Source organism: Lutibacter sp. Hel_I_33_5 (genome assembly GCF_007827455.1).
Taxonomy (GTDB): Bacteria; Bacteroidota; Bacteroidia; order Flavobacteriales; family Flavobacteriaceae; genus Polaribacter.
The window spans coordinates 1,168,152-1,190,162 of record NZ_VISM01000001.1 but is presented as its reverse complement, the minus strand read 5'-3'; the positions used below and the strand labels follow the sequence as shown (position 1 = coordinate 1,190,162).

At 30.3% G+C, this 22,011-nt stretch carries 19 protein-coding genes; 9 read left to right on the top strand and 10 right to left on the bottom strand.

Features of this window, described 5'->3' with window-relative positions; all coding sequences use genetic code 11:
• Nucleotides 1-63 precede the first annotated feature (63 nt).
• Both OD91_RS05140 and OD91_RS05135 read right to left on the bottom strand, forming a co-directional pair.
• Complete coding sequence (locus OD91_RS05140; RefSeq protein WP_144895315.1) at nucleotides 64-576, bottom strand: TrmH family RNA methyltransferase; 513 nt, start codon at nucleotides 574-576, stop codon at nucleotides 64-66.
• A gap of 154 nt (nucleotides 577-730) precedes the next feature.
• Nucleotides 731-1,615 carry a helix-turn-helix transcriptional regulator gene (locus OD91_RS05135; protein WP_144895314.1) on the bottom strand — a complete coding sequence of 295 codons (885 nt, stop codon included), beginning with the start codon at nucleotides 1,613-1,615 and terminating at the stop codon, nucleotides 731-733.
• Between the two features lie 192 nt (nucleotides 1,616-1,807).
• On the opposite strand from OD91_RS05135, the gene hemA reads away from it, so the two are divergent.
• From hemA to OD91_RS05090, 9 genes are all read left to right on the top strand, one after another.
• Nucleotides 1,808-3,043 carry a glutamyl-tRNA reductase gene (gene hemA, locus OD91_RS05130; RefSeq protein ID WP_144895313.1) on the top strand — a complete coding sequence of 412 codons (1,236 nt, stop codon included), beginning with the start codon at nucleotides 1,808-1,810 and terminating at the stop codon, nucleotides 3,041-3,043.
• 10 nt (nucleotides 3,044-3,053) lie between these two features.
• On the top strand, nucleotides 3,054-4,646 hold the full coding sequence (hemC, locus tag OD91_RS05125; RefSeq protein WP_144895312.1) for a hydroxymethylbilane synthase: 1,593 nt from the start codon (nucleotides 3,054-3,056) through the stop codon (nucleotides 4,644-4,646).
• A 7-nt stretch (nucleotides 4,647-4,653) separates the two neighbouring features.
• Complete coding sequence (gene hemB / locus OD91_RS05120) at nucleotides 4,654-5,619, top strand: porphobilinogen synthase (RefSeq protein ID WP_144895311.1); 966 nt, start codon at nucleotides 4,654-4,656, stop codon at nucleotides 5,617-5,619.
• Nucleotides 5,620-5,677: 58 nt separating this feature from the next.
• Nucleotides 5,678-6,967, top strand: a complete 1,290-nt coding sequence (gene hemL, locus OD91_RS05115) for a glutamate-1-semialdehyde 2,1-aminomutase (protein ID WP_144895310.1) — start codon at nucleotides 5,678-5,680, stop codon at nucleotides 6,965-6,967.
• A gap of 94 nt (nucleotides 6,968-7,061) precedes the next feature.
• On the top strand, nucleotides 7,062-8,093 hold the full coding sequence (hemE, locus tag OD91_RS05110) for a uroporphyrinogen decarboxylase (RefSeq protein WP_144895309.1): 1,032 nt from the start codon (nucleotides 7,062-7,064) through the stop codon (nucleotides 8,091-8,093).
• Between the two features lie 62 nt (nucleotides 8,094-8,155).
• The gene (locus OD91_RS05105) at nucleotides 8,156-8,911 is read left to right on the top strand and encodes an EI24 domain-containing protein (RefSeq protein ID WP_144895308.1); all 756 of its coding nucleotides are present in this window, start codon (nucleotides 8,156-8,158) and stop codon (nucleotides 8,909-8,911) included.
• A complete protein-coding gene (gene hemF, locus OD91_RS05100) occupies nucleotides 8,892-9,794 on the top strand; it encodes an oxygen-dependent coproporphyrinogen oxidase (protein ID WP_144895307.1) in 903 nt (300 codons plus the stop codon). Before OD91_RS05105 ends, hemF begins: the two co-directional genes overlap by 20 nt.
• Before the next feature lie 41 nt (nucleotides 9,795-9,835).
• Entirely contained in the window at nucleotides 9,836-12,034 is a 2,199-nt protein-coding gene (locus OD91_RS05095; protein WP_144895306.1) for a carboxypeptidase-like regulatory domain-containing protein, read from the top strand.
• A 241-nt stretch (nucleotides 12,035-12,275) separates the two neighbouring features.
• A complete protein-coding gene (locus tag OD91_RS05090) occupies nucleotides 12,276-13,616 on the top strand; it encodes a dihydrolipoamide acetyltransferase family protein (RefSeq protein WP_144895305.1) in 1,341 nt (446 codons plus the stop codon).
• A gap of 96 nt (nucleotides 13,617-13,712) precedes the next feature.
• On the opposite strand, the gene OD91_RS05085 is transcribed toward OD91_RS05090, so the two are convergent.
• From OD91_RS05085 to OD91_RS05050, 8 genes are all read right to left on the bottom strand, one after another.
• On the bottom strand, nucleotides 13,713-15,401 hold the full coding sequence (locus OD91_RS05085; protein WP_144895304.1) for a T9SS type A sorting domain-containing protein: 1,689 nt from the start codon (nucleotides 15,399-15,401) through the stop codon (nucleotides 13,713-13,715).
• Nucleotides 15,402-15,599: 198 nt separating this feature from the next.
• A complete protein-coding gene (locus OD91_RS05080) occupies nucleotides 15,600-16,286 on the bottom strand; it encodes a GNAT family N-acetyltransferase (protein ID WP_144895303.1) in 687 nt (228 codons plus the stop codon).
• A gap of 65 nt (nucleotides 16,287-16,351) precedes the next feature.
• Nucleotides 16,352-17,956, bottom strand: a complete 1,605-nt coding sequence (locus OD91_RS05075) for a pyruvate dehydrogenase complex dihydrolipoamide acetyltransferase (protein ID WP_144895302.1) — start codon at nucleotides 17,954-17,956, stop codon at nucleotides 16,352-16,354.
• 2 nt (nucleotides 17,957-17,958) lie between these two features.
• Nucleotides 17,959-18,948, bottom strand: coding sequence for a pyruvate dehydrogenase (acetyl-transferring) E1 component subunit alpha (gene pdhA, locus OD91_RS05070; RefSeq protein ID WP_144895301.1), 990 nt, complete (start codon nucleotides 18,946-18,948; stop codon nucleotides 17,959-17,961).
• Between the two features lie 131 nt (nucleotides 18,949-19,079).
• Nucleotides 19,080-19,739: a hypothetical protein gene (locus OD91_RS05065; protein WP_144895300.1), complete on the bottom strand. Its 660-nt coding sequence runs from the start codon at nucleotides 19,737-19,739 to the stop codon at nucleotides 19,080-19,082.
• A gap of 68 nt (nucleotides 19,740-19,807) precedes the next feature.
• Nucleotides 19,808-20,473: a M15 family metallopeptidase gene (locus OD91_RS05060; protein ID WP_144895299.1), complete on the bottom strand. Its 666-nt coding sequence runs from the start codon at nucleotides 20,471-20,473 to the stop codon at nucleotides 19,808-19,810.
• A 253-nt stretch (nucleotides 20,474-20,726) separates the two neighbouring features.
• Nucleotides 20,727-21,230: a nuclear transport factor 2 family protein gene (locus OD91_RS05055; protein WP_186434408.1), complete on the bottom strand. Its 504-nt coding sequence runs from the start codon at nucleotides 21,228-21,230 to the stop codon at nucleotides 20,727-20,729.
• A 37-nt stretch (nucleotides 21,231-21,267) separates the two neighbouring features.
• A complete protein-coding gene (locus OD91_RS05050; RefSeq protein WP_144895298.1) occupies nucleotides 21,268-21,993 on the bottom strand; it encodes a head GIN domain-containing protein in 726 nt (241 codons plus the stop codon).
• Nucleotides 21,994-22,011 lie beyond the last annotated feature (18 nt).

Below are 22,011 nucleotides of genomic sequence, written 5' to 3'. Positions count from 1 at the left end.
AAAGTTTCAAAGTCTTAAAATTTCAAAGTTGAAAAAAGAAAACTTTTGATTATTTATTTGCTGTTAATCTTTATAATTTACTAACTGATTCGTAACTTCATATAAGGAAATTGCTAAACTATGAATAACATTCATAGAAGAATTTCTTCCATACATCGGTATTTCGATACTATAATCTAATAAGTTGATGTTCTCAATTCCATTTCGTTCACTCCCTAAAAGTAATACGATTTTCTCATGATTTTTAAAATCAAAATCTTGAATATTGATACTTTTATCAGTGATTTCTATACCAATAATTGTGTTCCCTTCTTTTTTTAATTGATTGATAATCACTTCAAAATTAGTATAAAAATCATACTTAATTTGCTCTACAGTACTTCTTGCTGTTTTCTTTACAATTCTATTTTCAGTATTTGGTGATGTTTCATGAAAATAAATTTTCTCCACACCAAAACTTTCAGAAATCCTAAAACACATACCAATATTTTCTGGTGTTCTGATTGCATCACAAACAATAGTAATCGGAAATTGTTGTTGCTTGTTGTTGATATCGTAATGTGTTAGTTGTTTCATTCTTTTATTAGCCAAAAGTTAAAAAGTTAAAAAGTTAAAAAGTTAGAATTGTGGAATTTTTTAATTTTGATTACTGATTACTGATTACTGATTACTGATTACTGATTACTGATTACTGATTACTGATTACTGATTACTGATTACTGATTACTGATTACTGATTCAAACTCATCACATATTTCTTAGGCGTTGTGCCAAATTTCTTTTTAAAAGCAGCGATAAAATGACTTGCAGTGCTATATCCAACTTTTAATCCGACTTCATTTACGTTGTATTGATTACTTTCTAATAATCGTCTAGAATGCTCCATTTTATAATCAAACAAAAAACTATAGACGGTATCACCATAAATTTGTTTAAACCCTTCTTTTAATTTTTTAATGTTTAAACCGATTTCGTTTGCTAATTCTTGTAAACTCGGTGGTTCAGACATTCTTGCAATAATAATATCTTTAGCTTTTCTGATTTTAATTACGTTTTGTTCATCAACTAAAAACGGACAATATTCACCATCGGCAGTTTCATCTTTTTGAAAATGTAAACTTAGTAATTCATAAATTTTTCCTTTGATGTATAAATCTCTAATTGAGCTATTGATATTCGAGTTGATAATTTGTTGTAAAACTATAGCTACTGTTGGTTTAATTTCAGTGTCATCATAATATTTTTTATTGCTATTTTCATCACTTAAAAAAGGAATGTAACCTGCTTCTTTAGAAAATAATGAATGAAATTTTTCTATTGAAATCAATAAAGAAACCAATGTTGTTTTTGGCCTAATATCTAAATTGATGGGTAATTCTCTCTGTGGATTGTATAATAGAATAGATCTATTATCAAGAACATCAAAAGTATAAGAACTATTGTTAAACAAAAATTTTGCATCCCCTTTTACACAAAAATGTATTTGTATAAAAGTACTATCAATATTTCTGTTAAAATTTTGATTTTCATTACTTTGGTTCTGGAAATGAAGTAAATAAAAACCTTCTTCAAGATTTATTTCTTCAAAAGTACTTTTACCGATGTTTTTTATCATAATTAAACGCTAAAATAGTTATTTTTTTATTTAGAATGGTTCTGTATAAATGTCGGTCGATATGTTATTAATGCAGTAAAACAGGTGTAAACACCCCTTTTTAGCTAAAAGGATGTATAGCGTTATAAAAAGTACTTCTAGCGACATTTTTATCAATTAGAAGTTTTTACTTTTGACCTGTTTTTATATTTCATGATAGAAGAGAAGCAAACATATTTTTACAATATTGGCGTTAGCTATAAGAAAGCTGATGCACAAACGCGTGGAAAATTCTCGCTATCAAAAGAGAATCAGGCTTTATTGATTCAAGATGCTAAGCAAAAAGGGTTTCAAGGCGTTTTTGTTTTATCAACTTGTAATAGAACAGAAATCAATGGTTTTGCAGAGCACCCGTATCAATTAATTCAATTGTTGTGTCAGTTTTCTGAAGGAACTGTAGAAGAGTTTGCTCGGATTTCTAATCTGTATAAAAATCAAGAAGCCATTCATCATTTGTTTAGAATTGGAACAGGATTAGAAAGCCAGATTTTAGGAGATTATGAAATTGTTGGTCAATTAAGGCAATCTTATAAGTTGGCAAAAAAATATAAGACAACCAATGCATATGTAGAACGTTTGTTAAATAACGTGATGCAAGCTAGCAAAAAAGTTAAAAACGAAACTAAATTAAGTTCAGGTACAACATCTGTTTCTTATGCGGCAGTTCAATATATTATCAAAAATTTACCAGATTATAATAGTAAGAATATTTTAGTATTCGGTTTGGGTAAAATGGGGAAACATACCTGTAAAAACTTAGCAGAATACACAAATAATACTTCGGTTTGTTTAATCAATAGAACACAAAATAAGGCAGAAGAATTCGGTAAAGATTTTAAATCGTTAAGAATTAGTACGATTGATAATCTTACAGAAGAAGTAGAAAAAGCAGATGTGTTAATTGTTTCTACAGGTGCAGAGAATCCAACAATTACTAAAGATCATATTTCTTCAAATAAAGAATTACTTGTTTTAGATTTATCAGTGCCAGAAAATGTTGATAAAGAGGTGTCAGGTTTTGATGGAATTACATTGGTAAATGTTGATGAATTATCAAAAATTACAGACGAAACTTTAGCGGTAAGACAACAAGAAATTCCGACTGCAGAAAAGATCATTAATATTTATAAAAACGAATTTAGAGATTGGTTAAATCATAGAAGATTTACACCCGCAATTACTACCTTAAAAGAATCTTTAGAATCTATCAAAAAAGATGAAATTGCTTTTCAGAAAAAGAAAATCAAAAACTTTGATGAAGATCAAGCTGAAATTATAACTTCTAGAATGATTCAAAAAATCACAACACAGTTTGTGAAACATTTAAAAGAAGAAGAAACTACAGTTAATCAAAGTATTCAAGTGATAGAAAAGGTGTTTAAAGCCTAACAAAAAATCAATGAGCAAAATAATAAAAATAGGAACTCGCGATAGCCAATTAGCTTTATGGCAAGCCAATAAAGTGCGCAAAGAATTGGAGGTATTAGGGTACGAATCAGAAATAGTTCCTATAAAATCTACTGGAGATTTAGTGTTAGACAAGCCATTATACGAAATGGGGATTACAGGAATTTTCACTAAAAATCTTGATATTGCTTTACTTAATAAAGATATTGATATTGCGGTTCATTCTTTAAAAGATGTACCAACGGTTTTACCAGAAGGTATTATACAAGCTGCGGTTTTAAAACGTGCAAATTATAATGATATTCTTGTATTAAAAGATACTGAAGAGTTTTTTGCACAAAAAGAAGCAACAATTGCTACAGGAAGTTTGCGGAGAAAAGCTATGTGGTTAAATAGATATCCAACCCATACGGTAGTTGATTTACGTGGAAATGTAAATTCGCGTTTAGAAAAGTTAGATACGAATGATTGGGACGGAGCTGTTTTTGCAGCTGCAGGATTAGAACGTATCGGACAAAGACCAGCAGGAGCGGTTAATCTTTCTTGGATGATTCCAGCGCCAGCACAAGGTACAATTATGATTGCTGCTTTAGATGAAGATGATTATGTGAAAGATGCTTGCGAACAATTAAATCACTATGAAACACAAGTTTGTGTGGGGGTAGAACGTACATTTTTAAACCTTTTAGAAGGTGGATGTACAGCGCCAATTGGGGCTTTGGCTTATATTGATGAAAAAACTGAAGAAATTAATTTTAAAGGGATTTTATTAAGTAAAGACGGAAAAAAGAAAATTACTGTTACCAAAACAGCAAAAGTTGGTAGACATAGATATTTAGCAAAAGATTGTGCAGATTATGTGATAAATCGTGGCGGAAAACAATTAATGATTGACGATATTGATGTTGAAGCAACGACAGGCTTTTTAGTGTATTCAACTAAAAAGTTATCTGAAAGTCAAAAGGAAATATTAGATAGAACGATTAAAATTGAAGATAGCGATTTTATTAAAATTAGATTTAATAGAATTTCAACAAAGGTGATGAAAACTGAGCATGAAAATGTGGTGATTACAAGTCAGAATGGAGTAGAAGCAATATTAAATTCTTTTACTAAGGATGAAATAAAATTCAAAAATATTTTTTGCGTTGGTAGAAGAACTAAAAAATTAATTGAAAATAGAATTGGTTCTGTAACTCATGTAGCTAAAAACGGCTTAAAATTAGCGGAATATATATCAAAAGAAACTGATGTTAAGGAAGTTAGTTATTTTTGTAGTGATGTGAGATTAGATGTGCTTCCAGCATATTTACAAGCTAAAGAGATAGTGGTAAACGAAATTGAAGCTTATAAAAATATGGTGAGTTCTACTAAAATAGATGCTGCTGTTAATGGTGTGTTATTTTATAGTCCTTCAGGAATTACAAGTTATTTAGAAGAAAACGAAGCTGATAAAATAGCTTTCTGTATCGGTGAAACGACAGCAGTAGAAGCTAGAAAACATTTTAAAAATGTAGAAGTTGCTAATTTACCTAGTGTAGATAGTGTTTTAGAAATGGTGAATAATCATTTTGTAAAAGAATAATTTAACGATGTTTAGAACAAGAAGATTACGTAAATCAGAAGGAATAAGAAGGTTAGTTAGAGAAACTAAACTTTCTGTAGACGATTTTGTATATCCGTTGTTTATTGAAGAAGGAGAAAATATAGAAACAGAAATTGTTTCTATGCCTGGAATCAAGCGTTTTTCTTTGGATAAAATTTCTACAGAATTAGATGAAGTTGTTGCGTTAAATATTCCAGCTGTTTTATTATTCGGGATTCCAGCAAAGAAAGATGATGAAGGAACAGAAACTTGGAATGATAATGGAATTAAGCAACAAGCAATTCGTTTTATCAAGAAAAATTATCCAAGTTTATATGTAATTACTGATGTTTGTTTTTGCGAATATACTTCACATGGTCATTGTGGAATTATTCATGATAATGATGTTGATAATGATGCAACATTAGTAAATATTGCAAAACAGGTTGTATCGCATGCAAAAGCTGGAGTTGATATGGTTGCACCATCAGGAATGATGGATGGAACGATAGATATGATTCGTCAATCACTTGATAATACAGGTTTTGTAAACTTGCCAATTATGGCTTATTCTGTAAAATACGCTTCAGCTTTTTACGGACCTTTTAGAGATGCTGCAGATTCTGCTCCTACATTTGGAGACAGAAGAACCTATCAAATGGATCCTGCAAATAGAGATGAAGGAATGCGAGAAGCAACTTTTGATGACCAAGAAGGAGCTGATATTTTAATGGTAAAACCTGCCTTGTCTTATTTAGATATTATTAGAGATTTAAAAAATAATTTTGATCGTCCAATTGCATGTTATAATGTAAGTGGAGAATATGCCATGGTTAAAGCCGCAGCAGAAAAAGGTTGGATTGATGGTGAAAAAGTAATGATGGAGAGTTTGCTCTCAATGAAAAGAGCTGGAGCAGATATTATTATTACTTATTTTGCTAAGGAAGCTGCAAGAGTTTTGTTAAAACGTTAAAGTGTTTAATTGTGTAACTATTTAACAATTACACGATTAAACAAATACACAATTACACATTATGTTTAAAAAATCACAAAAATTATATAAAAAAGGATTAGTAAACTTAGTTGGAGCAGTAAACTCTCCTGTGAGAGCTTTTTCTTCCGTTGGTGGAAATCCGTTGTTTATCAAAAAGGCAAAAGGATCTAAAATTGTAGATGTTGATAATAATGAATATGTAGATTTAGTATTGTCTTATGGCCCAATGATTTTAGGACATCGTCATAAAAAAGTACAAAAAGCAATTACAAAATCGTTAAAGAATGGATATTCATTTGGAGCATCCACAGAAAACGAAATCAAATTAGCAAAAATTGTATGTGAAGCTTTCCCAGGAATGGATAAAGTTCGTTTTGTAAATTCGGGTACTGAAGCTGTTTTAAGCGGAATTCGTTTAGCAAGAGCCTATACAGGAAAAGATAAAATCATTAAGTTTTCGGGTTGTTATCATGGGCATCAAGATGCATTATTAGTTGCTGCTGGTTCTGGGTTGGCAACTTTAAGTTTGCCAGGTTCTAAAGGAGTGCCTGAAGGTGCTGTGAAAAATACGTTAATTGCTGAATACAATAATTTAGAAAGTGTAAAAGCACATTTTGAAAAACATGATGATATTGCCGGGGTAATTATTGAGCCAGTTGCAGGAAATATGGGTGTTGTTACTCCTAAAGATAATTTCTTAAAAGAGTTAAAAACATATCTTGCATCTAAAAATGCGTTATTAATTGTTGATGAAGTAATGACTGGTTTCCGTTCTAAATTTGGTGGAGCTCAAGAATTATTTGATGTAGAAGCAGATATTACTTGTTTAGGAAAAGTGATTGGTGGAGGTTTTCCAGTTGGAGCTTACGGAGCAAGAAATGAAATTATGGAAATGGTTGCGCCTTTAGGCGGAATGTACCAAGCAGGAACATTATCTGGAAATCCAATTGCGATGGCTGGTGGAATTGCAACTTTAACAGAGTTGAAGAAGCAAAATCCTTATGATCAATTTAATGAGACAGCTTCAATTTTAGAAGTGTTTTTATTAGAATCAGCTAAAAAATATGGTGTAGAAATTAAGGTAAATAGATTTGGTTCTATGATTAATCCGTTTTTCACGAATAAAGAAGTGATAAATTTTGAAGACGCTCAAACCTGCGATACAAATAAATTTGCAACTTTCTTCTGGGAAATGATAAAAAATGGTGTGTTTTTACCGCCAAGTCAGTTTGAGGCGTGGTTTTTATCATCAACATTAAAAGATAAAGATTTAGAGAAAATTAGTAAAGCTATTGATGCAGGAATGTTAGCTGTTTCAAAATTATAAAATAAAAAAATGTCATTACGAGGAAGAATGACGAAGTAATCTTTTTACCAAAAAATAGATTGCTTCATTACATTCGCAATGACGTAAGAAAGCAATGATAAAAAACGATTTATTTTTAAGAGCATTAAAGGGAGAAACTGTAGACCGTCCACCAGTGTGGATGATGCGTCAAGCAGGAAGGTATTTACCAGAGTTTATAGAAATCAGAAAAAAGTACGATTTCTTTACACGTTGTAGAACTCCAGAATTAGCCTCAGAAATTACAGTACAGCCAATTAGAAGATACGGAATGGATGCTGCAATTTTATTCTGTGATATTTTGGTGATTCCACAAGCAATGAATGTTGAGGTGCAAATGAAACCAAATTTTGGACCTTACTTACCAAATCCAATCAGAACTCAAAAAGATGTAGATAATGTAATTGTTCCTGATGTAAATGTGGAATTAGATTATGTGTATCAAGCAATAAAAGCTACCAAAGAAAAATTAAATAACGAAATTCCGTTAATCGGTTTTGCGGGTTCACCATGGACAATTTTATGTTATATGGTGCAGGGTCAAGGCTCTAAAAACTTTGACAAAGCAAAAGAATTTTGTTTTACAAATCCGATTGCTGCACATCAATTATTACAGAAAATTACAGATACAACTATTGCTTATTTAAAAGCAAAAGTTATTGCGGGTGTTAATGCTGTTCAGGTTTTTGATTCTTGGGGCGGAATGTTATCTCCAGTAGATTATCAAGAGTTTTCATGGCAATATATTCAGCAAATAATTGATGCTTTAAAAGACGATGCTCCAGTTATTGCATTTGGTAAAGGATGTTGGTTTGCTTTAAATGAGATGTCTAAATCTGGCGCTGCTGCGTTAGGTGTAGATTGGACGTGTTCGGCTAGAAATGCTCGTTATTTATCTGGCGGGAATATTACATTACAAGGTAATTTTGATCCATCACGTTTGTTATCGCCACCGGCAGAAATCAAAAAAATGGTGCATCAAATGATTAACGAATTCGGTAAAGACAAATACATTGTAAATCTAGGTCACGGTATTTTACCAAACATTCCGTTAGATAATGCGAAAGCATTTATAGATGCTGTAAAAGAATATAAAAGCCCATCTTAATCTTTCTAAAGGGAAGAAAAACTTGAATTTCCTTTCCTTTGGAAAGGAGTAAGGATAGGAAAATGATTAAAAATATATTTTTAGGAGTGCAAGCCTACGCAGGTGCTTTTAGTTTAATTTCTAAACTAAAGCTATGGAAATATTTTGCAATTCCAATTCTAATAAGCATTGTAACTGCAACAGTCATTGGTTTTACGGCGTATGGTTTATCTGATGATATTGGTCGGTTTTTAGCAAAAATTTGGATTTGGGATTGGGGAAAGCAAACTATTACAACTATTACTTCTTTTATAGGAGCTGTTTTTGTTTTAGTTATTGGATTAATACTTTATAAACATATAGTTTTAGCATTATCAGCGCCATTTATGAGTCCTGTTTCAGAAAAAATAGAGATTGCAATAAATGGAAAGTTATCACATCAACATAGAAAAACAAGTTTTCAAGAACAATTAATAAGAGGAATTCGAATTAATTTTAGAAATTTAGGAAAAGAATTACTGATTACTATTCCTATTTTATTACTTAAATTTATTCCATTAGTAAATATATTTTCTACTATTTTATTGTTTTTACTACAATCTTATTATGCAGGTTTTGGGAATATGGATTATACGTTAGAAAGACACTTAAATTATAAGGAAAGTATCAATTTTGTTGGCAGACATAAAGGCATTTCTATCGGAAATGGTATTGTTTTTATGCTGTGTTTATTAATTCCTGTTTTAGGAATTATCATTGTTTTACCTTTATCTGTAACAGCAGCATCTGTAAAAACGGTAGCGTTATTAAATCTAGAAAATGAAAGATCAGTTTTATAAATATATAGAAAATTTACAAAATGTTATTACTTCTAAAATTGAAGAAATAGATGGTAAAGCTACATTTAAAGAAGATCTTTGGCAAAGAAAAGAAGGTGGTGGCGGAAGAACAAGAGTTATAGAAAACGGAGCAGTATTCGAAAAAGGTGGTGTAAATATTTCTAAAGTTTTTGGAGAATTACCAGAAGCATTAAGAAAACAGTTTAAAGTAGAAGAAGGTAACTTTTTTGCTTGTGGATTGAGTTTAGTCTTACATCCAAACAATCCATTTGTACCAACTGTACATGCAAATTGGCGTTATTTTGAAATGTATGATGATAAAGGAAATATTGTAACACAATGGTTTGGTGGTGGACAAGATTTAACTCCGTATTACCTTTTTGAAGAAGATGCAACTCATTTTCATACAGTATGTAAATCAGCTTGCGATCGTTATAATGACGGTTTTTACAAAAAATTCAAAGAAACTTGCGACAACTATTTCTGGAATACTCACAGAAACGAAGCTCGCGGAATTGGAGGTTTATTCTTTGATTATTTAAAAGAAACTGATGGCTTTTCTATGCAAGATCGTTTTAATTTTGTCACTGAAGTTGGGAATAGCTTTTTAGAAAGTTATGTGCCTATTGTAGAAAAAAGAAAAGAATATACATATAATCAAGAACAAAAAGATTGGCAAGAAATTAGACGTGGACGTTATGTGGAATTTAATTTAGTACACGATAGAGGTACGCTTTTTGGCTTAAAAACAAACGGACGTATAGAAAGTATTTTAATGAGTTTACCACCAAAAGTTCAGTGGGTTTATAATCATCAACCTGAAGAAAATTCTGAAGAAGTTAAGTTGTTGGAGTTATTAAGAAATCCGATTGACTGGGTTTAATGTTTTTTTTTGTATTTTTAGTAGAATAAAAATTATTTTCTATGAAAAAATGCATGTTTGTTATCAGTTTTTTTGTTGTTTCTTTTTCTGTTACTTCACAGACTAAAAAGAAAACAACTCTTATTTGGGATACTTCTTATAGTATGATTGATAAAAATATATCTAAAGAGATACATTTTTTAAATACATATTTTTCCAAAAACCCGAATACATCAGTACAATTAATAAAGTTTAGTAATGAAGTGATTTTAAATGAATCTTTTGATATTAAAGAGGGTAAATGGGAACGATTAAAAAATGAACTTTTTAATTCAATTTATGATGGAGTTTCTTCATTCAACAATTTATTAAATGTAAAAGGTGATGAGATATTATTTTTTACAGATGGAAATGAATCTATCGATGATTTTCCAGCCTTTTTTTCAAATCCTGTTCAAATAATTTCTAGCACAGGAAAAGCGGAAAATTCTAAATTAAAAAAAATAGCAAAACTTTCAAATGGTCAGTTTATTGATTTGAGCAATGAACAAATAGTTGAAGTAAGTAATAGGGTTTCATTAAAAGGTGTTGTTGAAGATATTTCTGGTCCGTTATCAAATGTTACTGTTATTTCTAAACAAGAAAGAGTGAATACTGTAACAAATGAAAAAGGAGAATATGAGATTACAATTACAAAAGGTGACATAGTTGAATTTAGATATATAGGGAAAAATACATTAAGAGTTAAAGCTTTAAAATCAAAGACTAAGAATGTGTTATTAACAGATGGAAGAGGGGTTTTAGATGAGGTTACTGTTGTGTCTGAACGAAAAGAAATGGTGAATACAGGGAATAGGTTAGAGAATAAAGATAAAATTGGATATTCTACACAGTCTATTGGAGAGGAGGATATTTCTCATTTAGATACAGATGTAAAACGAGCTGTAAAAGGTAAATTTTCTGGTTTAAAAATACAGAATAACACAGCAACTGATGATGTGGATTTAAGTCAGTTTTTAGGAAGAGGTAATAATATGTCCATTTTAGGGAATCAATATGGGTTAATAGTGATGGACGGAATTATAATTTCTGAAACCGATTCAGGAATTGGAAATTCTGGTAATGGTTCTAAAGGAATTATATCTAAAACTCAGTTTGTAGATAAAACAACACATATTAATCCTGATAATGTAAAAAGTATTACTTATTTAAAAGGATTAGCTGCAACAAATAAATATGGTACTCTTGGAGTAAATGGTGTTTTATTAATAACAACAAAAACGGGTTCTCCAGATAATGGAGTTAACTCTAAAAAGAAAATTAAGTTAGGGACAACACCAACTTATAATGAAGATGTTGTAGCGATATCTAACAATCTTCCTTATATGTCTAAATTGATTAAGGCAAAAAATATTGATGAGGCTTTTAATATTTATTTAGATCAACGTAAATTAAATAAAACGAATGTAGATTTCTTTTTTAATGTAGCAACATATTTCAAAAATTGGGGTAATGAATATTTATTAAAAAGAATTTTATCAAACGTATTAGAATTGGTTTCTAAAAATGATTTTTCAACTTTATTAGCATTGGTTTATAAATATGAAGAAAATCATCTATATAGTGAAGCAATAGTTTTATATAAAAGATTGGTAGAGTATAACCCAAAAGTAACGCAATTATATAGAAACTTAGCGATTGCTTATAAAAGGAATGGGCAATTTAAAGAAGCTCAGAATGTTTATAATAATATCGATAGAAACTTGTATAAAAAAGCGAGTGACTTTTCTGGACTTTTAAAATCGATAAATTATGAATACAAAAACCTAGTTGCATTAAATAAAGATAGTATTCAGCTTAATCTAGTTAGACCTTTTTTTAAAGATAATATTACCTATAAAACCAGAATTGTTTTTGAGTGGAATGAATTTGATGCTGAATTTGATTTGCAAATTGTGAATCCGCAAAAAAGATATTTTAATTGGTTGCATACCGAAAAAGACGAAAAAATACGGCTTGAAAATGAAAAGAATCATGGGTATGGTTTAGAAGAGTTTTTTATAACATCTAAAGATATAGGTAAGTGGATTTTTAACATTTCTTATCTAGGAAAATTAACAGGAAATAATAATGTACCCACTTATTTTAGAATTACAGTATATCATAATTTTGGAAAAGCAAATCAAACTAAAGAAGAAAAGATAATTTCTTTAGTAGATTTAAATAAAAAACTTAATATACTAACGCTTGATATTAAATAAATTTACAGAATACTCAATAAAATAAAATTGTTTTTGATGTTAAATTGCTTAATCAATTAATTTTAATTATTCTTATTAAATAGCTATTTTTTATAGGTAATATGTAATTTTATAATGTTATTTTATTTATATTTTAAGAATAAAATAAAATGTTGAATATTTTTTTTATAAATTTCATCATTTTTTATCATAAAAAATCATCAATATTTTGTATTTTCGCACTCGATTAAAGAAAATATTGATGGCAAAATTCGAACTAAAATTACCGAAAATGGGTGAAAGTGTTGCAGAAGCAACGATAACATCTTGGTTAAAAGAAGTTGGTGATACTATAGAATTAGATGAGCCAGTTGTAGAAATTGCAACAGATAAAGTAGATTCTGAAGTACCAAGTGAGGTAGAAGGGAAGCTTATTGAAGTGTTTTTTGATAAAGATTCTGTAGTGCAAGTAGGAGATACTATTGCTGTGATAGAAACTGAGGGAGAAGATGTTAAGGAAAAAGAAGAAATTGAAAAACAGAATGTCAATTCGAGCACAGTCGAGAAGTCTTCAATAGAAGAATTAGAAGATACTATTGAAACTGTAAAAGAAACTATATCTCCAATTAGCAAGAACTCCGAAAGTGGGAAATTCTTTTCGCCTTTAGTAAGGAATATTGCTCAAAAAGAGAATGTTTCTATGGAAGAATTAGATGCTATTGCTGGTTCTGGAAAAGAAGGTAGAGTTACCAAGAATGATATATTAGCTTATTTAGAAAATAAAGATAAGACTCCAGTAAATACTCCTAATGTTAAGTTGAGCGAAGTTAAACCATCTCAACCTAATCAAACTAATACAGCAATAACGAAAGCTACACCAATTTCTGTAAATGGTGAAGATGAAATCATTGAAATGTCTAGAATGGGTAAACTCATTGCTAAACATATGGTAAACTCTATACAAACTTCTGCACATGTACAGTCTTTTATAGAAATTGATGTTACAAACATTGTAAAATGGAGAGAGAAAGTAAAAGACGCATATTTTGCTAGAGAAGGAGAGAAGCTAACCTTTACACCAATATTAATGCAAGCGGTTGCTTCTACCATAAAGAAGTTTCCAATGATTAATATTGCTATTGATGGTGATTCAATCATTAAGAAGAAAAATATTAATTTAGGGATGGCAGCAGCTTTACCTGATGGAAATTTAATTGTGCCTGTAATAAAAAATGCTGACCAATTGAATTTAGTGGGTATGACTAAATCTATTAACGATTTAGCCAATAGAGCTAGAAATAATCAGTTGAAACCAGATGAGATTCAAGATGGAACTTATACGGTGACCAATGTTGGTAGTTTTGGTTCTGTGATGGGGACACCAATTATTAATCAACCACAAGTAGCAATTTTAGCGTTAGGAGCTATTAGAAAAGTACCAGCGGTTATAGAAACTTCTGAAGGCGATTTTATAGGAATTAGACAAAAGATGTTTGTATCACATTCTTATGATCACAGAGTCGTAAATGGTGCTTTAGGTGGCATGTTTATTAAAACACTAAAAGAAACTCTAGAAGCTTGGGATGTAAACCAAGATTTTTAAAACCAAAATATTATATAAAATATAAGACGCTTGAAAAACTTCAAGCGTCTTATGTTTTATGCAAGGTTGAGTAGTATGTCTTTATTTTAATAAAAATTAATTTTTAACAAACCTTCTTGTAAGTATTGATTTTTCTGTAAATATTTGCATAAAGTATATTCCTTTCGATAATTTTGATACATCAATATCATTAGAAACTGAGTTCACCTTAGTAACAAGTTTCCCTGTAATATCTAATATTTTTATGTAATTAATTTTTGAATTACTTTTTTTGATGCTGATTTTTTGATTTACAGGATTAGGGTAAAGAATATGAGTTAAGTTGTTTCTACTATCATCTTTAACACTAGTTGTATTTGATTTAGGTAATTCTATTTTCCATATAAATCGATTACCTCTTGTTCCATATTCAAGCACATATAAATTATTATCAACAAGAACAGAACCTACAGGGAAGTTAAAACCATCTGCAATAACTGTAGATTTAACTTTTATTGGTTTGTTATTTTGATCATAAATGATGTCAAGATGAATTAAATCTTGACTTCCATCAATAGGAACAACTGGTAATCTCCAAATAGAATTTGAAAGATATCCATTCTCATCACCTTTTCCTTGGGTAAATGAAAGTGTAAATCCACTTCCTGTATATGGAGTTTTTAATATATTACCTTGGTCAAAAACCAATCCAAGTGGTGAGCGGTGCATTGTAAATGTCCCTAAAGATTCTCCATCCTTGCTCTTATAAACTTTTCCATCCGAAGGATCACGATAATAATTTGCATCAGGCCCCATATTTTCAATTGGATCTGTAAAAGTAACATTTGCCGGAGGTTTTGGAAAAGTATTATCATCATAGTATAATCCACGTTTATATGCTTTAGAATTTTTATTTACTAATAAATCCTTATCAGGATCATACCCAGGAAATTGTTGTGGATTATCATTTGTTCCCATCTTCCATGGAAACCCATAATGATGATCTTTTTGAATATGATTCAACTCTTCATGATCATCACGATCACCACTATTGTCAACTCCAAATAAATCTCCTTTACTGTTAAAAGCAAGTCCAAAACTATTTCTTGTTCCATCTGCAAATAACCACCCATTAGTGTTTATTATTGCTAAATTGTTAGGTATCATTAAGTTTTCGGAATCTATAGGAAATCTAAATATTGCCGAGGTTAACGGAACTTCCCTAATTCCTTTAAATAACCCATTAACTTCTTGAAGTTCTCCATGGTCAGTTCTAGAACCACTACTTAAATAAAGATATTTTTTTTCACGATCAATAGTAATACCGCTAAATCCATGATCAAATGCTGCTTTAGTTGCAGGATATAAAGCTGTTTCTATGACAGTAGACCAATTTCTACTTCCATCATTTCCTTGAAGGGTCCCTTTTTTTATTAATCCAATTCCTTGAGTTCCATCTGTCCAATCATTACCAACTAGAAATAACGAATTGTCAGAAAAATGCATTCCTTGGAGGTGCTTAATTTTATGGTCTGTAACATCAAACATTAGTATGTCACTATTAGGTGTACCTTCTATAACGCGATATACATTTCCAGAAACTGTTGTGTAAAAAATAGATTTTGAAATTGGATCATAACCGATACTTGAAGCTGCGTTTTTAACACTAATGTATTTAGTAATTGTTAGGTTAGAATCTTTAGCTTTTGGCTGACTTTGACTTTCTTGAACAATTGTTGTTAAGAAAATTATAAATAGAAATTTTATTCGGGCAATTGTTTTAAGTTTTTTTTTAGTCTTTAACATAGGTTAGTTTTTTAAATTATTTATAGCTAAATAATGACTTTTCTATGTAAGATGAGGGGGGTTTTTTATTCTAAAAAGAGGGCTATTATATAATTTCTATTCAAAGTACAGTTTGTTCAAAATGAACTGATTAATGAGAATTAATTTTTAAAGATAGAAAAATATAAATAATAAAAGCTTGATAATTTTGTTGAAATTTTATTTTTTTCGATAATACCACCAATTCATATCTCTAGTTACTTTATAGCCTAATTTTTCATAAAGTCCAATAGCTGGGTTTCCTTTGTTTGTGTGTAAAATGGGTAGTTTATTTTCTTTTAAAATTTCTTTAGTTGTATGTACAACTAGTTGTTTAGCAAATCCTTGTCTTGTATATTCAGGATGCGTAACAACAGAGCTAACTTCAATGAAGTCATTAGTTTGCATACGTTGACCTGAAATGGAAACTAATTTATTGTCTTTAAAAATGCCGTAAAATTTCCCCATTTCAAAACCTCTTTTTTGATAATACCCTGGCATTACTAACCAAACTAATTCGTAAATTTGGTTGATATATTTTTCAGTGAGTGGTACAATTTTTTCTGTTATCTCGACATCAATTAATGTGTCTAAAACCATTTGACAACCATTAATTTTTTTCTCTAATTCAATAAAATCAGTATCTATGATTGGTGTAAGATCTTCTGTAACGAGAAAAAAGCTATCTGCAATTTTCGCATAAGAGTTTAATGCTTTTTTAGTTTTAGAAGCATCGTAAAAAGCTCCAAATGAACAAACATCTGGTTGATAAAATTGAACACCGTCAAACTCAATTGCAAATTTTTTATGAGTTTCTTTTAACGAAAACCAAACAGGATTTTTTAATATGTCTTCTAAATTCTTCATTCAAAATTTAAGATAAAAAAAACTCGCAATAAATGCGAGCTTTTTAAATAAATATGTTTGTTTTATTAAACTAGCATTGTAACTGGATTCTCAATGAATCCTTTTAATGTTTGTAAAAATAAAGAACCTGTAGCGCCATCAACAGTTCTGTGATCGCATGCTAAGGTTAATTTCATTGTGTTTCCTACAGCTAATTCACCATTTTTTACCACTGGTTTTTGTACAATAGCTCCAACAGATAAAATTGCTGAATTTGGTTGATTGATAATGGAAGTAAAACTTTCGATACCAAACATCCCTAAATTAGAAATAGTAAATGTACTACCCGACATTTCATCTGGCGTTAATTTTTTACTTCTAGATTTTCCTGCATATTCTCTAACAGCAGCACCAATTTGTGGTAAACTTTGTTCGTTTGCAAATTTTACAACAGGAACAACTAATCCGTCTTCTACAGCTACAGCAACACCAATATGTACGTGATTGTTCAATTTCATTTTATCATCAAACCACTGAGAATTAACTTGTGGATGTTGACGTAATGCTAAAGCACATGCTTTAACAATCATGTCATTATAAGATATTTTTGTGTCAGGAATTGAATTGAATTGCGCTCTAAATGCTATGGCATTTTCCATATCAAACTCTACATTTAAATAATAATGTGGAGCAGAGAATTTAGACTTCGTTAAACTCTTAGCAATTGCTTTACGCATTTGAGAGTTTGGTTTCTCGTCAAAATCTTCTTGACCTGTAGCTACAAATTTTACAGCAGTTGCAGATTGATTACTTGCAGCAGGTACATAATTCTCGATATCTCTTTTAATAACTCTTCCGTTTTCTCCAGAGCCAGTTATGTGGGAAATATTTATTCCTTTTTCTTCAGCCATTTTCTTCGCTAAAGGAGAAATGAATAGTCTTCCGTTTGCAGTATTAGTTTGAATTTTAGGTTGAGACTTCTCAGCTTCGCTTGAAGTGATAACAGCTTCAACTTTTGGTGTTTCTTTAGCTTCAGCTTTTACATCAGAACTTTTTGTTGTAAAGTTTTTAGCAATATCTGAAACATCAGTTCCAGCAGGGCCTATAATAGCTAATAGAGAATCTACTTTTGCAGTTTCACCTTCATTTAATCCTACAAACAATAAAGTTCCAGCATTAAACGATTCGAATTCCATAGTTGCTTTATCTGTTTCTATCTCTGCTAAAATTTCGCCTTCTTCAACAGTATCTCCAACATTTTTTAACCAAGAAGCTACAGTTCCTTCTTCCATGGTGTCACTTAAACGTGGCATGGTAACAACTATTACACCTTCAGGTATTTCTTGAGATTCGTTTGTTTCTTGAGATTCCTCGACTGCGCTCGGGATAACATCTTCTACAGAAGCTTCAGAAGTTGTTACAGCTCCATTTAATAGTTCAGAAATATCTTCACCATCCTCACCAATAATAGCTAATAATGTATCTACTGGAGAAGTTTCTCCTTCTTGAACACCAATATGTAATAAAGTTCCTTCGTTAAACGATTCGAACTCCATTGTTGCTTTATCCGTTTCAATTTCAGCTAAAATATCGCCTTCCTCAATTTTATCTCCAACTTGTTTTAACCATTTTGCCACAACACCTTCTTCCATGGTATCGCTTAATCTAGGCATGTTTACAATTATTGCCATATCTAACTTATAAAAGGATAATCTTCTTGTTCGTATACCATGTCATGTAATTGATTTAATTCAGGGTATGGAGAATCTTCTGCAAATTGCTCACATTCTTTTACTAAATCTTTTACACCTTTATTGATTGATTCAATTTCATCAGTTGATGCATAATTATTTTCTTTAATTATGTCTAAAACTTGAGTGATAGGATCTATTTTCTTGTATTCTTCTACTTCTGCTTTTGTTCTGTAGTGTTGTGCATCTGACATAGAATGACCTCTATAACGATAGGTTTTCATTTCTAAGAATGTTGGTCCATCACCACGTCTTGCTCTTTGGATTGCTTCATCAACTGCTTCTGCAACCTTTATTGGATTCATTCCATCAACAGGGCCACATGGCATTTCATATCCTAAACCAAGTTTCCAAATATCTTCATGGTTTGCCGTACGTTCTACAGAAGTTCCCATGGCATACCCATTATTTTCACAAATAAAAATAACTGGTAATTTCCAGTTCATTGCCATGTTAAAAGTTTCATGCAAAGAACCTTGTCTAGCTGCTCCATCACCAAAATAACATAAAGTTGCAGCATCATTACCTTTGTATTTATCTCCAAAAGCAAGTCCAGCTCCTAAAGGAATCTGACCTCCAACAATTCCATGACCTCCATAAAAACGATGTTCTTTAGAAAAAATATGCATAGAACCACCCATTCCTTGAGATGTTCCAGTAACCTTTCCGTATAATTCTGCCATCACACGTTTTGGATCTTCTCCCATACCAATTGGCTGAACGTGATTACGATATGCAGTTATCATTTTGTCTTTGGTTAAATCCATGGCATGTAACGCACCAGCTAAAACAGCTTCTTGACCGTTGTATAAATGTAGGAAACCTCTAACTTTTTGTTGAATGTAAACAGCTGCTAATTTGTCTTCGAACTTTCTCCAAAAAAGCATGTTTTTGTACCAATCTAAATAGGTTTGCTTGGTAATTTTTTCCATTTGTGAATCTTGTTGTTTTGTTTTTGCAAATATATTCTATAATATAGAATCCAAGCACAAAAATAACTGTTTTCTGGAGAATAAAAAAGAGGATTATTTAGTTTCTAACTCAAACGTTTTCGAAGGAAATTTTATTCTTCTTCTCTAATGACTAAAGCAATAACTTTTGCACCTTTTGCTAAAGCCCAATAATCTGAGATTACAACTCTGTCTTTTCCATCTAAAACACTGAAAGCACCAGTATTAGCTCCAAGTTCACCTTGATTAATTGCTATTATTTCTACTTTATTAAAACCTAATTCAATAGGAATAGCGTATTTTTTAGCAAATTCATTTAACTTATAATTTTCAAGTACAGCTACCCCATTTTTATATACACTAATAATATCACCATCTATTATACCATAATCTATACCAGCAAAATACAAATACTTTGTTTTAGTTCTGAAAACCCCTAAATCTTTATCAATCATAGGGATATTTAGATTGTTTTTTTCATAATTTTTTTGTGCTGAAATCCTTCTTAATACGGCAGGTGTAATAATGCCTTTATATTTTAAAGCAAATTCTTTTCGCTCAGTTTTTAAGCGTTCTTGTTCTTTTTGATAAGCAGATTTAAAACCAGAACTTGTGTTAGTTACGCTTTTTGGTTTTTCTAATTTGGTAGGTGTTGAAAATAAATTTAAAGAAGTGTTTTTTTTCTTCTTTGTTGTTGAATTATCCAACTGTGCAAAACCTTGTAGACTTATAAAAAGTATTAAAATTGTAGTAAGAGAATATAGTTTTTTCATCTAAAAATATAACGAATCAAAGATAGTGCCGATTTGTAATTTTTGTCTTAGTTATTTGTTAAATCTTACTAATCTACAGGGAAATTAAAATAAGTTTTTGGAAACGGTTCGTTTCTTAATGTAAAATGCCACCATTCGCTATCATAAGGTCTAAAATTATGATCAAGCATTATTTTGCGTAATAGCATTCTGTTTTTTTGTTGATTCTCTGTTAGTTTTTTATAAAACGGGTGCGATTGATGTCCGAAGAAATCATAGATACTTCCCATATCTAATTCTTTTCCAGTTTTAGTATTTATGATGGTTAAATCAACTGTACTTCCCCTACTATGTCCAGATTTAGAGGATATGTAACCTAGTTTAAATAATTTAGATTTTGCTACATTAGGGTAGAATTTATGTTTCATAACAGTATCATTTATTACTCTTGCCCAGCGGACAAAATGATTGACAGCCATTTGTGGTCTATAGGCATCAAAAATTTTTAGACTTAATCCTTCTTTATGTAATTTTTCTTGAATTTTTTTTAACGATAAAGCTGTTGATTTGCTTACAATTAAACAATCTTTATTATAACCATCAATTGGCTTTCCTATAAAATTATTCGATGAAAGATATCGTAATTCAGTTTGAATAGAATTATCAATATCATATAAATACACAAATCCTTTAGGAAGTTCTTGTGAACTTAGCGTAAGTGTAATCAACAAAAAAAAGAATAGTATATTTTTCATCTTTAAATATTTGTACTGCAAAATAACAAAAAAAGGGTAGAGTAGATGTGAGATATCAAAACGAGTTTATTTATCGGGAGCAAGGGAATGAATTATGAGATACTGAAACAAGTTCAGTATAAAAAAAAGGTAAGAGCTATTTCTTTTAGAAACAGACTCTTACCAAGTAAACTAATAAAACCAAGTATTAGTAGCGTTAAGTTAGCTATTTAACTGCTATCTAATGTTTTTAAGTTGGGATTACAACTTTTATTTAATGAAGGCTAATAACTTTTGTTATTTTCCAACTGTTTTTTATATTTTTCCACATAACAATAAACTTACTAGGAATAGATTTTTGATTAGGTTCTAGCTTGTTGAAAAACTTATGATATCCAATTTGTACAGCTCCATAATTATGTATTGGATATACTTCTACACTACCTTCTATTAATGTTCTAGTTACTTTATTACAGATATTATCTTTTATAGATTGTACAAGTTTATCTTTATTGGTTTCTAAGCCGCCTTTATCATGAAAAAATTCTATATTTTTCTCATATATATCAGCCTGAGTTTTCATGTCACATTTATTATAAGCTGAAAAATAAACACTATCCATTTTTATAATTTCATTATACAATTTTAGATTAACGGGTTTGTATTTTTGAATCTCATTCGTTTGAGCATTAGAAAACCAGGTAATAAAAAATGCTAAGACATATAAGATAAATTGAATGGCAATATTATCTTTAAATATTGTTAAAAATTCTTTCATAGCGTGTTGGTTAGTTGTTGATTTTTGGTTATTAAATTTAATATGACGAAATACTTCCGCCAGATGATTTTCTTTTATTTACTTTTTCAGGATTTCCTTTATAATCTATATCTCCTCCGCTACTTGCTTTAGCATCTATACTATTTGATGCATATACATTTATATCTGCACCGCTAGAAACTCTCACAGTAACATTTTTACTATGTAGACCAAATGAATTTGTAGAGCTTCCACTAGAAGCACTTGCTGAATATTCTTCTGCTTTACCTAATAATTTTAAATCAGATCCACTTGTAGATTTTGAGGTAACTGAGTTTGCGTCAATGCTAAGTTTCATATCTGCTCCACTACTGGTTGATGCTTTAAAAGTATCTGACTTTAAGGTGTTTTCAGAATATACATCACTTCCGCTCGTAGCAGTTATACCTTCTATCGTTTTAACTGTTACATGAACTTTTCTAGCTTTTGCTCTCCAAATATTTCTCTTAGAATAGATTTTTAACGTTCCGTTTTCAATCTCTGTTTTAATATGTCTATGTAAGTTTTCATCAGCTTCAATTGTAATTTCTTCTTTATCACCTTGTGTAATATAAACGTCTATACCACTACTTGTTCTAACTTTAGTGAAGCTTTCTGTTACGCTTCTTTCTTCTGTAATTACATTTCTGTCTCCATTAATTTTATTAAAACCATCTACAAAACAAGAGGTAGTTAATGTTGCTAAAAAAAGTAGTACTGCGATTTTTGAAATTGTTGTTTTCATAATATTGGTTTTTTAATT

Bases quoted from the DNA above. Each gene is read 5' to 3' on its own strand.
- OD91_RS05140 (WP_144895315.1), bottom strand. From the start codon at position 576: ATGAAACAACTAACACATTACGATATCAACAACAAGCAACAACAATTT.
- OD91_RS05135 (WP_144895314.1), bottom strand. From the start codon at position 1,615: ATGATAAAAAACATCGGTAAAAGTACTTTTGAAGAAATAAATCTTGAA.
- hemA (WP_144895313.1), top strand. From the start codon at position 1,808: ATGATAGAAGAGAAGCAAACATATTTTTACAATATTGGCGTTAGCTAT.
- hemC (WP_144895312.1), top strand. From the start codon at position 3,054: ATGAGCAAAATAATAAAAATAGGAACTCGCGATAGCCAATTAGCTTTA.
- hemB (WP_144895311.1), top strand. From the start codon at position 4,654: ATGTTTAGAACAAGAAGATTACGTAAATCAGAAGGAATAAGAAGGTTA.
- hemE (WP_144895309.1), top strand. From the start codon at position 7,062: ATGATAAAAAACGATTTATTTTTAAGAGCATTAAAGGGAGAAACTGTA.
- OD91_RS05105 (WP_144895308.1), top strand. From the start codon at position 8,156: ATGATTAAAAATATATTTTTAGGAGTGCAAGCCTACGCAGGTGCTTTT.
- hemF (WP_144895307.1), top strand. From the start codon at position 8,892: ATGAAAGATCAGTTTTATAAATATATAGAAAATTTACAAAATGTTATT.
- OD91_RS05095 (WP_144895306.1), top strand. From the start codon at position 9,836: ATGAAAAAATGCATGTTTGTTATCAGTTTTTTTGTTGTTTCTTTTTCT.
- OD91_RS05090 (WP_144895305.1), top strand. From the start codon at position 12,276: ATGGCAAAATTCGAACTAAAATTACCGAAAATGGGTGAAAGTGTTGCA.
- OD91_RS05085 (WP_144895304.1), bottom strand. From the start codon at position 15,401: ATGTTAAAGACTAAAAAAAAACTTAAAACAATTGCCCGAATAAAATTT.
- OD91_RS05080 (WP_144895303.1), bottom strand. From the start codon at position 16,286: ATGAAGAATTTAGAAGACATATTAAAAAATCCTGTTTGGTTTTCGTTA.
- OD91_RS05075 (WP_144895302.1), bottom strand. From the start codon at position 17,956: ATGGCAATAATTGTAAACATGCCTAGATTAAGCGATACCATGGAAGAA.
- pdhA (WP_144895301.1), bottom strand. From the start codon at position 18,948: ATGGAAAAAATTACCAAGCAAACCTATTTAGATTGGTACAAAAACATG.
- OD91_RS05065 (WP_144895300.1), bottom strand. From the start codon at position 19,739: ATGAAAAAACTATATTCTCTTACTACAATTTTAATACTTTTTATAAGT.
- OD91_RS05060 (WP_144895299.1), bottom strand. From the start codon at position 20,473: ATGAAAAATATACTATTCTTTTTTTTGTTGATTACACTTACGCTAAGT.
- OD91_RS05055 (WP_186434408.1), bottom strand. From the start codon at position 21,230: ATGAAAGAATTTTTAACAATATTTAAAGATAATATTGCCATTCAATTT.
- OD91_RS05050 (WP_144895298.1), bottom strand. From the start codon at position 21,993: ATGAAAACAACAATTTCAAAAATCGCAGTACTACTTTTTTTAGCAACA.